At 54.9% G+C, this 3,716-nt stretch carries 4 protein-coding genes and 2 pseudogenes; 4 read left to right on the forward strand and 2 right to left on the reverse strand.

Features of this window, described 5'->3' with window-relative positions; translation table 11 throughout:
- A pseudogene (locus J2Z17_RS25655) lies at positions 1–94 on the forward strand (IS5 family transposase); the annotation flags it as partial.
- Positions 95–145: 51 nt separating this feature from the next.
- Here J2Z17_RS25655 and J2Z17_RS25060 read toward each other — a convergent pair.
- Together J2Z17_RS25060 and J2Z17_RS25065 are read right to left on the reverse strand one after the other, a co-directional pair.
- Complete coding sequence (locus tag J2Z17_RS25060; RefSeq protein ID WP_209949574.1) at positions 146–1,378, reverse strand: type II toxin-antitoxin system HipA family toxin; 1,233 nt, start codon at positions 1,376–1,378, stop codon at positions 146–148.
- On the reverse strand, positions 1,371–1,967 hold the full coding sequence (locus tag J2Z17_RS25065; RefSeq protein ID WP_209949577.1) for a helix-turn-helix domain-containing protein: 597 nt from the start codon (positions 1,965–1,967) through the stop codon (positions 1,371–1,373). Before J2Z17_RS25065 ends, J2Z17_RS25060 begins: the two co-directional genes overlap by 8 nt.
- A gap of 172 nt (positions 1,968–2,139) precedes the next feature.
- On the opposite strand from J2Z17_RS25065, the gene J2Z17_RS25070 reads away from it, so the two are divergent.
- The 3 genes and pseudogenes from J2Z17_RS25070 to J2Z17_RS25080 form a co-directional block, all read left to right on the forward strand.
- Entirely contained in the window at positions 2,140–2,643 is a 504-nt protein-coding gene (locus tag J2Z17_RS25070; RefSeq protein ID WP_342454463.1) for a polymorphic toxin type 15 domain-containing protein, read from the forward strand.
- A gap of 21 nt (positions 2,644–2,664) precedes the next feature.
- Positions 2,665–3,396, forward strand: a complete 732-nt coding sequence (locus J2Z17_RS25075; RefSeq protein WP_209949581.1) for a GAD-like domain-containing protein — start codon at positions 2,665–2,667, stop codon at positions 3,394–3,396.
- 9 nt (positions 3,397–3,405) lie between these two features.
- A pseudogene (locus J2Z17_RS25080) lies at positions 3,406–3,618 on the forward strand (DDE-type integrase/transposase/recombinase); the annotation flags it as partial.
- Positions 3,619–3,716 lie beyond the last annotated feature (98 nt).

The raw sequence follows: 3,716 nt of genomic DNA on the forward strand, positions 1-3,716 counted from the left end.
GACCCGATACGACAAAACACGGAAATCCTTCTCAGCATTCCTCGCTCTGGCCGCCGCAAAGATTTGGCTGCCATACTTTGTCAACAGGGCCTAGTTCAATCCTGAATCAGGTCAGCGGCGACACGCTTTAGGCCGTATCCTCTCACTATTTGCCGGTGACAATCGGCAAAGTCGTAAGATGCTTGTCGATGGTCTCGACAACATCTTTATGCATGGGAAGGTTGGCCTTTTCGGTCTCCCACCGCTCCATGAAGAGCGAGACGGTTTCCTGGGCTGTGTCGAGGACGAGCTTTTTGGGCAGGTTGGCTTTTGCGGATAGGTGCGCCAGCTCGTCCGCTGTGAAGCCGGTGAACTCCTTCGTCCGGCTGAACGTCAGCGCGGACTTGTCATTCGCGATATACGGGATCGTGGACACGAAATCATAGGCTGGAGCGAGGCGGGCGTTGCGGCGATCAGGGTAGATCAGCGACCAGTTTTTCAGGTGCATGTCGCCATTGCCGATCAGGACATTGAATGCCAGGCGACGAAAAAATTCGGCCACATCATCCTGATCGGATTCGGAGGCGATCACCGATATCAGATTGCGGTAACTGGCCTTCTTGTACTTGTCCTCAGGATAGACGTTAAAGACCTGCGCAAAATCTTCGACATGGGTGACGCTGCCGTCATCATTGCGATCGAAACGCTCAATGACGAAGGCCTGTCGCCCGATCTTCTCAATCCCGTCAGGCAGGTTGCCGATCGATCGCACATCGATCAGCCCGATCGCTGGAACGTTGATCCCGACCATCCTGGCAAGGCTCATCATCGAGAACTCGTTTTCCGGGACGTTGGCAAACTCGCGTGAGGGGAGTTTGACGATCCGATTGCCGCCGACGCCGCTTGTCGGGATCGTCAAGCCGCCGCTGGCGCTTTGAACCGCCGAGAATTTGAGCTGCACACCCGCCAATGAAAACCGCATGGCATCTTCCGCAGCTTCCTTCGCGGCTTCGCCTTCCAAAACGTTGTGTGCTTCGTCCGGCCACTCTTCGCCGTCCGCTGGGACGACGGTGATCGCGCCGGGCAGGTCCTGCCCGAGCACCCATAAGAGGAAGAACTCACGGTCGATATGAATGTCTGCCTTCTCAGCCAGGTACCGACGCAGATGCCCCTCTGGCAGGAGGTTCGAGAAGTAGGGCATCAGCTTGATTTTATATGGCCGGAAATCCGTGATCAGGTCGCCGAGGCTATCCTTGAACTGCAGGCCGAGGGTCGGTCTTTCTCGGTTCTCGATATAGGCATCGTTGAACGCGAACAGCGTCTTTTCGTTTCCGACATAGGTGATGGTGCCGATTTCTTCGCCATAGAGGCGCACACTCAAAACGGATACATCAGGCATCGTCGTCCTCCTCATCTAATGAGTAGGCTGGACGGTTCGCATTCCTTTGTTCGCTCCTTGGCTCGAAATGGGCGATCTGGTTGCGGAGCGCTTTCATGCTGTTGGTCGCGTCCAATATGCCCTTCCAGTGCTCCGTCAGTCTGGCTTGGTCAATCGTTTGGCGCAGCGAGCGGAGATTGTCTAAAAACCGTGTATCGATCTGGAGGCGCTGGAGTGATGCTGTCGCTTTGCGCAGCTCGTCCAGCTCGGGCAGGCTCGGCGCTTCAATCTGAAGGGCGCGAACCGCCTTTTGCAGTTGCTGCATTTCCTTGCCGATCGCGGGCGGTTGGATCACAGTGCGATCCGTTGTCTGACGCGTGATCGACTTGATCGCAGGCACAGCCTTGCGTGGGACCAGGGCGATCTCCAAATCTAATGCGCTGGCGATCGCGACGAGGCTCGACACGCGTAGATCAACGCTGTTGGATTCGATCCGCGAAATCTGCGCTTGCGGTACGCCCGCCAACCGGCTCAACTCTCGTTGGCTGAGCTGTTTGGCTTCTCTGGCTTCGCGTAGGCGGTCCGCGATCTCTTGCGTTTCATATTTCATCGATGTTTATTTCTGCATCATTGCTCTAGTTTGATGTCTTTTACGATATCACGAGATCGTTGTCTTCTCAAATTGATGTTTTATGGTGCATCAACAATAAGTTATGATGCATTATAATGCATCAAATGGGGTCTTGAACTTAAGAACTCTTCCCAGAACGAGAATGTAGAAGATTTATTGCCACCTACTCCACGAGGCTGGGCTCAACAAAATGACACCACAGCAGATGTTGGCAAACCGTGCTGCCTATCTCGCTGATCCTGTCGGCATGAGAGCTTTGTCAAAGCCGTTGCAAGACCAAGCACGTAACGAATATAAAAATACAGGATACATTCGAGATATGTATATTCAAAAATACGGAGCGACCCAGTGGTCAGAGCAGTTGGACAACTATCTCAAGAGCGCGGCTGCTCTGCATAATCCAGACATGACCGCGGGGGGCATTTACAGTTCAGTTGTCGACAAGACCCAGCCGATCGAGAATCGAATTGGCGGCTTGGTGGAAAACAGCTCCATGGGCAGTCAGTGGATCAACCCGAACCGCGGCGGCAACACCCGTGTTTCGCGGCTCACCCGGCATGCTGAACGGCAGGCCAGGAATAATTGCCCGAGTGTCATGGTGGATCTGCGGCTTTGCCCAAGTGATGCGAGAGAGCCTGGTAAACCGCTTCACTAGGCAAAATTTCAGGAAAGTACGATGTCAGAGAAATCAAACTACAACCTATTTGAGATTGAATGGTTTAGCGAGTTCCTTGGTGCGTTTACAACGAGCGACGTACTCCACCCCACGGTGGCGCAAATTGAAGCTTATCGCGGCAAACTGCCCGATTACCTCCTGCAATTCTGGATGGATCATGGCTGGTGCAGCTGGAGCAACGGACAGTACTGGCTTTGCGACCCAGCGCTCGCCAAGCCGGTGATCGACTATGTGTTCATGGGCGATCCGGACCTCGATCCGGAGAAGATGTTTGCCTTTGGCTACACCGCGTTCGGCGAGATCGACATCTGGTATGGCGACGCCACCATCCGGCTCAACCTGCTGATGGACAAAGTGCGCGTTGAACCAAGGTATTTCAACGAGGAACACCAGCGCTTCCAGACCGACAAGATGATGATTGGTAGCTCTGTGGCTGGGCGAGTTTCGCCTGCAATCGCGCCTTGGGAAGACCCGAACTACAACAACATGATGCCACAGGCGCTGGAGCGGCTGGGCCGACTGCAATGGGGCGAGATCTATGGCTTCGTCCCCGCGCTCAGCATGGGCGGGCAAAACAGCGTCGACAATCTGCAGAAAGTAAGGATGGTGGAACATCTGGTGTTTCTCGCCTCGCTCGAGCCGCCGACCCTCTACGACTACATTCCGCCGGCAGATGGCGAAGGTGGCTTCGGCACGGTCATCCCCGGACGTAAGATCGGCTCACAGGAATGACCTCGGCTGGAAGCGCCAAACATGGTCTGGTCGATGGATTTCATGGCGGATCGCCTTGAGGACGGCAGGCCGTTTCGGCTGCTGAATGTTCTGGACGACTTCAATCGCGAGGGATTGAGCATTGAGGTGGATTTCTCGTTACCTGCCGAGCGCTTCATCCGGAGCCTGAACCAGATCATCGAATGGCGCGGCAAGCCCATGGCAATACGGGTGGATACCGGTGGACACTAGGTCCTGTTGACAAAGTGGATTCCCAAATCAGCTGAAGCGTGATTCAAGGCTGCCTTTTAGGAGGCGGTTTTGGCTCGCGGCGACCTGAC

It is taken from the genome of Heterorhizobium halophytocola, assembly GCF_017873095.1.
Classification (GTDB): Bacteria; Pseudomonadota; Alphaproteobacteria; order Rhizobiales; family Rhizobiaceae; genus Allorhizobium; species Allorhizobium halophytocola.

Bases quoted from the DNA above. Each gene is read 5' to 3' on its own strand.
- J2Z17_RS25060 (WP_209949574.1), bottom strand. From the start codon at position 1,378: ATGCCTGATGTATCCGTTTTGAGTGTGCGCCTCTATGGCGAAGAAATC.
- J2Z17_RS25065 (WP_209949577.1), bottom strand. From the start codon at position 1,967: ATGAAATATGAAACGCAAGAGATCGCGGACCGCCTACGCGAAGCCAGA.
- J2Z17_RS25075 (WP_209949581.1), top strand. From the start codon at position 2,665: ATGTCAGAGAAATCAAACTACAACCTATTTGAGATTGAATGGTTTAGC.